This is a genomic window from Dietzia sp. UBA5065 (assembly GCA_002415925.1).
In the GTDB taxonomy this organism is placed as follows: Bacteria; Actinomycetota; Actinomycetes; order Mycobacteriales; family Mycobacteriaceae; genus Dietzia.
Map to the genome: position 1 here is coordinate 2,376 of DIAZ01000051.1, position 6,375 is coordinate 8,750.

The 6,375-nt window shown below is 73.1% G+C and carries 6 protein-coding genes and 1 pseudogene; 2 read left to right on the forward strand and 5 right to left on the reverse strand.

Annotated elements, in window-relative coordinates:
* Positions 1-419 (forward strand): annotated as a pseudogene (locus tag B4M60_RS03865) (TIGR03089 family protein); the annotation flags it as partial.
* Positions 420-641: 222 nt separating this feature from the next.
* Here B4M60_RS03865 and B4M60_RS03870 read toward each other — a convergent pair.
* From B4M60_RS03870 to B4M60_RS03890, 5 genes are all read right to left on the reverse strand, one after another.
* Positions 642-1,811, reverse strand: coding sequence for an acyl-CoA dehydrogenase family protein (locus tag B4M60_RS03870; protein ID WP_291080466.1), 1,170 nt, complete (start codon positions 1,809-1,811; stop codon positions 642-644).
* Positions 1,812-1,986: 175 nt separating this feature from the next.
* A complete protein-coding gene (gene purE, locus B4M60_RS03875) occupies positions 1,987-2,499 on the reverse strand; it encodes a 5-(carboxyamino)imidazole ribonucleotide mutase (protein ID WP_291080468.1) in 513 nt (170 codons plus the stop codon).
* A gap of 25 nt (positions 2,500-2,524) precedes the next feature.
* Positions 2,525-3,811, reverse strand: coding sequence for a 5-(carboxyamino)imidazole ribonucleotide synthase (locus tag B4M60_RS03880; protein WP_291080470.1), 1,287 nt, complete (start codon positions 3,809-3,811; stop codon positions 2,525-2,527).
* A gap of 22 nt (positions 3,812-3,833) precedes the next feature.
* Entirely contained in the window at positions 3,834-4,397 is a 564-nt protein-coding gene (locus B4M60_RS03885) for a PH domain-containing protein (RefSeq protein ID WP_291080471.1), read from the reverse strand.
* Between the two features lie 3 nt (positions 4,398-4,400).
* The gene (locus B4M60_RS03890; RefSeq protein WP_291080473.1) at positions 4,401-5,279 is read right to left on the reverse strand and encodes a biotin--[acetyl-CoA-carboxylase] ligase; all 879 of its coding nucleotides are present in this window, start codon (positions 5,277-5,279) and stop codon (positions 4,401-4,403) included.
* A gap of 107 nt (positions 5,280-5,386) precedes the next feature.
* On the opposite strand from B4M60_RS03890, the gene B4M60_RS03895 reads away from it, so the two are divergent.
* A partial coding sequence (locus B4M60_RS03895; protein WP_291080475.1) for an acyl-CoA carboxylase subunit beta occupies positions 5,387-6,375 on the forward strand: 989 nt, incomplete at its 3' end.

Below are 6,375 nucleotides of genomic sequence, written 5' to 3' on the forward strand. Positions count from 1 at the left end.
CCGACGCGGCCACCGCCGTCGCCGTCATCACCGTCCCGGAACGCCTGGACCGCCACCCGGCCGACGTGGAGACGCTCCTCATGACCACCGACCCCATGGGCCGCCCGCTGGCCTCCCTGGGCGTGGACGTGCCGCCGGGGGTCACCGACCTCGCCGAGGCGTGCCGGATCCATCCGGACGCGTTCGTGCCGTCCGGCGGCGGCGCGCACGCGCTGGACGGGGTGGCCGTGGGGCGGCTCGCGGACCCGGCCCTGCGCGGTCGGGTCCTGGTGGCGGGACGCTCTCGCGACGACGTGGTGACCGTCCTCGCCCGCGTGTTCGCCTCCGGCGGCACGGCCGTGCTCGTCACCGGCGCCGACCCCGGCGATCCCCGCGTCGCCGAGGTGGCCGCGACCGAGCGCACCACGCTGGCGCTCTGACGCGCTCACCCGGCACCGGCCCGGACACCGCCCCCGCAACGCCACACCCCGCAACGCCGCACCCCGCAACGCCACACCCCGCAACGCCGAGATCCGCTACCCTCCCGCCGGAACCGCTACTCCTGTGCGGGTAGCGGATCCGGCCTCGGGGTAGCGGATCTCGGGCGCGGGGCTCGGGGCGCGGGGCGCGGGCGCGGGGCGCGCCGCGGGGCGCGCCTCGGGTCAGGCGAGGACCTGGCGCGCCATCACCATGCGGCAGACCTGGTTGGTGCCCTCGTAGATCTGCGTGATCTTGGCGTCCCGCATCATGCGCTCGACCGGGAAGTCACGGGTGTAGCCGGCACCGCCGAAGAGCTGCACCGCGTTGGTGGTGACCTCCATCGCCACGTCGGAGGCGAAGGTCTTGGAGGCCGCGGCCATGAAGCCGAGCTTCTCGCCACCCGGGGCGGTGCCCCGCTCGGCGTTGGCGGCGGCGGTGTAGACCATCAGGCGGGCGGCCTGCACCTTCATGGCCATGTCGGCCAGCATGAACTGCGTGTTCTGGAAGTCCGAGATCGCGCGCCCGAACTGCTTGCGCTCCTTGGTGTAGGCGATCGCCGCGTCGAGGGCGCCCTGGGCGATGCCCACGGCCTGGGCGCCGATGGTCGGACGGGTGTGGTCGAGCGTCTGGAGCGCCGTCTTGAAGCCGCTGCCCGGCTCGCCGATGATGCGGTCGCCCGGGATCCGGACGTTCTCGAAGTACAGCTCGGCCGTGGGCGAGCCCTTGATGCCGAGCTTCTTCTCGGTCTTGGAGACGCCGAAGCCCTCGTCGGCGGCGTTCACCACGAACGCGGAGATGCCGTTGGCGCCCTTCTCCGGGTCGGTGACGGCCATGACGGTGTACCAGGTGGACTTGCCGCCGTTCGTGATCCACGCCTTGCTGCCGTTGAGGATCCAGTCGTCGCCGTCCCGGCGGGCGCGGGTGCGCATGGCCGCGGCATCCGAGCCGGCCTCGCGCTCGGACAGCGCGTAGGACGCCATCTTGCCCTCGGCGATCTCGGGCAGGACCATCTTCTTGAGGTGGTCGCCGCCGGCCAGGATCAGCCCCATGGTGCCGAGCTTGTTGACGGCCGGGATCAGCGAGGACGACCCGCAGACGCGGGCGACCTCCTCGATGACGATGCACGACGCCACCGAGTCCGCACCCTGCCCGCCGTACTCCTCCGGGACGTGGACGGCGTTGAAGCCCGACGCGTTGAGCGCGTCGAGGGCCTCCTGCGGGAACCGCTCGCTCTCGTCGACGTCCGCGGCGTGGGGCTCGATCTCCTTCTCGGAGAGAGCGCGGATCGCGGCGCGGAGCTCCTCGTGCTCCTCCGCCGGGCGGTACAGATCGAAGTCGGGGTTACCGGACATGTGCGGGCCTCCATGAGGGAATCGTCGGTGCTGGTCGCGCGGCGGACACCGTCCCGGTCATCTCCCGGCGATGCCGACGACGCACGTCTGGTCGTCATTATCGCCGCGATGTCGGTCCGCGGGCGTCCGGCCCCCAAGTTACCAGCGGGTAACCGGCTCGCGGCCCGGGACCCGGTCAGCCGAGCAGGCTCTCCCGCAGCGCGGCGTCCTTGCGCTCCACCATCGCCTCGAGGTCCGCCTGGAAGCTCTCCATCCGGACCAGGAGCGCGGGGTCCGAGGCCGCGAGGATCCGGACCGCCAGGAGCCCGGCGTTGCGGGCGCCGCCGATCGACACGGTGGCCACGGGCACGCCGGCGGGCATCTGCACGATCGACAGCAGGGAGTCCATCCCGTCGAGGTACTTCAGGGGAACCGGCACGCCGATGACCGGCAGCGGGGTGGCGGAGGCGACCATCCCGGGCAGGTGCGCCGCCCCGCCGGCACCGGCGATCACGACCCTGATCCCGCGCCCGGCGGCGGAGCGGGCGTAGTCGAGCATCTTCTGCGGGGTGCGGTGCGCCGAGACCACCCCCACCTCGAACGGGATCCCGAACTCGGCGAGCGCCTCCGCGGCCGCCTCCATGGTGGGCCAGTCGGAGTCGCTGCCCATGATCAGGCCGACCTGCGGTCCGCCCTGTCGCGAAGTCATGTCGCTTCCTTTCCTCGAGTTGGGATCAGCGGTCGTACGACCCGACGGGCGCCCCCGCGTGGGGGTCCCAGCCGTCCGTCCATTCCGCGTGGGAGAGCCAGTGCGCCGCGAGCTCGGCCACCGCACGGACGGTGCCGACCTGATCCGGGTCGTCGGGATCGACCCCGGGGTCGCCCAGGACGTTGACGTGGCCGATCTTGCGCCCCGGCCGCTCGGACTTGCCGTAGAGGTGCACCTTGGCGTGCGGGAACCGGGCGCCCAGGTGGTGGACCCTCTCGTCCATGCTCATCAGCGGGGCCTCGCCCGCGCCGAGCACGTTGGCCATCACGGTCACGGGTGCGGTCGGGACCGTCGAGCCGAGCGGGTAGTCGAGCACCGCGCGCAGGTGCTGCTCGAACTGGCTGGTGGTGGCCCCGTCCATGGTCCAGTGGCCGGAATTGTGGGGCCGCATGGCCAGCTCGTTGACCAGCACCCCCGGCCGACCGTCCGAGCCGATGACCTCGAACAGCTCCACCGCCATCACCCCGGTCACGTCGAGGTGCTCGGCCAGGCGCAGCGCGGTCGCCTGGACGGCCGAGCGCAGGTCGTCCGGCAGCCCGGTGGCCGGCGCCACCACCACGGCGCAGATGCCGTCGCGCTGGACCGTCTCCACGACCGGCCACACCGCGCCCTGGCCGAACGGCGAGCGGGCGACGAGCGCGGACAGTTCGCGGGTCCACGGCACGCGGGCCTCCGCCATCATCGGCACGCCGGCGGCGAGCTGGTCGGAGGCGATCCGCTCGGCCTCGGCGAGCGAGTCCGGCATCCACACGCCGCGACCGTCGTATCCGCCGCGGGCGGCCTTGAGGACGATCCGCCCTTCCTGCTCCGCGTGGAACCGTCGGACGTCCTCGACCGACTCGACGCCGGTGAACGGCGGGACCGGCGCGCCGATCTCGGCGAGGGCGCGCCGCATGACGAGCTTGTCCTGGGCGTGGATCAGCGCCGAGGCGCGGGGGCGCACGGCGACGCCCGCGGACTCGAGCCCGAGCAGGATCTCGGGCGGCACGTGCTCGTGGTCGAACGTCACCACGTCGGCCCCGGCGGCGGCCCGGCGGACGGCGTCCGGGTCGTCGTGGGCGCCGATCACCACGTCCGGGGTCACCTGCGCGGCCGGATCCAGCGGGTCGGCGGCGAGCACGCGCAGCGTCTGCCCGAGCGCCACGGCCGACTGGTGGGTCATGCGGGCGAGCTGTCCTCCCCCGATCATCGCCACGACGGGGGTGCCGAGCGGGTTGCGGCGGATGCGCGAGTCGTCGTTCACGCCGCCCATGGTCTCACGCGCGGCGGGTCGGTCACCGCCACCCCGGGAGGCCCCAGCGGAACCGGGGCGCCGGCGCGAGGGGCACCGGCGGCGGCGGAGGGGGCAGCCGGAGCAGTTCGTCGTACACCGCGGCGTGCACGCCGGCCACGTCGGGGACGTGGTCGATCTCCACCGGGGGGAGGTGTCCGCACTCCAGGATCAGGCACCCGGTGCCCAGCGCGCGGTCGGCGAGCGTGTGCCGGAACCGCACCGCGCTCACCCGGCGGAGCGGCACGTCGACGCACCGCCGCGAGGACCCGGCCGGCCGGTAGAGCACCCGCTCGTCCGTCACCACGAGGTCGGTCCGCACCCACCGGATCGCCGGCCACAGCCCGAAGCGCAGGACCAGCAGGGCGTAGAGCCCCGCGACCATCGCCCAGGTCGCGGCGCGATCCGGTGCGTGCACGACCTGGACCTCGATGAACCCGGCCACGATCCCCGCGAGCCCGGCGCCGATCACCGTGACGAGCGCCGGCCGCACGAGCCCCCGCCAGTGCGGGTGACTGTGGACGATCAGCGTCTCCCCCGGCGCGAGGACCGACCCGACGAACCCCACCGGTCAGCCGCCCCACCGGCCGGCGGCGGGGCGGATGTGGGTGACGTCCCCGGCCGCCACGGTGAACTCGCCGTCCTGTGTGACGACGACGAGGCGGCCGTCCCTGTCCACGCGGTCGGCCCTCCCGGTGCGCACCTGGGCTCCCGGGAGCTCCACCCGCACGTCGGCGCCGAGGGTGGAGCAGGCCGCGGAGTACTCCGCCATGAGCTCGTCCGAGATCGACGATCCGCTCCCCCGGTCGCAGGCCCGCCATTGCGCGTGTCGGCGCGCCAGGGCCTCGAGCACCGCCCGCGCGACGGCGTCCCGGTCCGTCGTCCCGCCGGCCAGGGCGAGGGAGGTCGCGTGCGGCACCGGCAGTTGTTCCCGTGTCAGCCCCACGTTGATCCCCATGCCCACCACCAGCGCCGGCAGCCGGATGTCGAAGTCGCCGCCACCCGGGACGGTGGTCATCTCGGCGAGGATCCCGGCGAGCTTGCGCCCGTCCACCAGGACGTCGTTCGGCCACTTGAGCGTGACGTCCACCCCGCCCGCGGCCGCGAGCCCGTCGCGGACGGCGAGGCCGGTGACCAGCGGCAGCCACCCGAACAGCGTGGGCGAGACCGCCCCGGGCCGGAGCAGGACGCTGACCGCGACCTGCGTCCGCGGCGGCGCGACCCAGCTCCTGCCGAGCCTGCCCCGGCCGGCGGCCTGGTACTCGGCCAGGAGCACGCTGCGGTCCGGGGCCCCGAGGCCCGCCAGTCGGATCATCTCGGCGTTCGTGGAGCCGATCTCCTCGACCACCTCGAGCGCGGAGTACGGCGCGCCGGGCCCCTCGACCAACGCACCGCGGAGCGCGTCGACGTCCAACGGGCGCAGGTCATGGATTCCGGTCTCCGGGTTCACGGCGTCCAGAGTAGGTCGGAACCCCGACCCCGGGCGGGGTCGCCCGCAGGGGGAGTCGACCGGGTCACATCGCCACGGCCCGTCCCGAGTCGTTAGAGTCCTACAACATGACGACTGCCTCAGAACCGGACGTGAGTGACGACGTCCAGACCGACGCTGCGACGCCCGACATCCACACGACGGCCGGGAAGCTCTCCGAGTTGCGCCGGCGCCTCGACGAGGCCCGCGCCCCGATGGGCCAGGCCGCGATCGACAGGACCCACGACAAGGGCCTCATGACCGCCCGCGAGCGGATCGAGAATCTGCTCGATCCGGGGTCGTTCGTCGAGATCGACGCCCTCGCGCGCCACCGCGCCACCACCTTCGGCCTGGCCGAGCGACGGCCGCTCGGCGACGGTGTCATCACCGGCTACGGCACGATCGACGGTCGGAGCGTCTGCGTGTTCTCGCAGGACGCGACGGTGTTCGGCGGATCGCTCGGCGAGGTCTACGGCGAGAAGATCGTCAAGGTGATGGACCTGGCGCTCAAGACCGGCCGCCCGATGATCGGCATCAACCACGGCGCGGGTGCCCGGATCCAGGAGGGCGTGGTCTCGCTCGGCCTCTACGGCGAGATCTTCCACCGCAACGTGCAGGCCTCCGGCGTCATCCCCCAGATCTCCCTGGTCATGGGGCCGTCCGCCGGCGGTCACGTGTACTCCCCCGCGCTCACCGACTTCACCGTGATGGTGGACAAGACCTCGCAGATGTTCGTCACCGGCCCCGACGTCATCAAGACCGTCACCGGCGAGGAGGTCTCCCAGGAGGAGCTGGGCGGCGCCACCACGCACATGACCAAGTCGGGCGTCTCGCACTACACGGCGAGCGACGAGCAGGACGCCCTCGACTACGTCAAGGACCTCCTCTCCTACCTGCCGAGCAACAACCGGGCCGAGGCCCCCCGCTTGCCGTTCCCGCAGGCCGAGGGCGCGATCGAGGACAACCTCACCCCCGAGGACCACGAGCTGGACACGATCGTCCCGGACTCCTCGAACAGCCCGTACGACATGCACGAGGTCATCTCGCGCATCGTCGACGACGGCGAGTTCCTCGAGGT

Excerpts from the sequence above, each read along its gene's own strand:
- B4M60_RS03880 (WP_291080470.1), bottom strand. The coding sequence starts at position 3,811 with ATGGGCGGCGTGAACGACGACTCGCGCATCCGCCGCAACCCGCTCGGC.
- purE (WP_291080468.1), bottom strand. The coding sequence starts at position 2,499 with ATGACTTCGCGACAGGGCGGACCGCAGGTCGGCCTGATCATGGGCAGC.
- B4M60_RS03870 (WP_291080466.1), bottom strand. The coding sequence starts at position 1,811 with ATGTCCGGTAACCCCGACTTCGATCTGTACCGCCCGGCGGAGGAGCAC.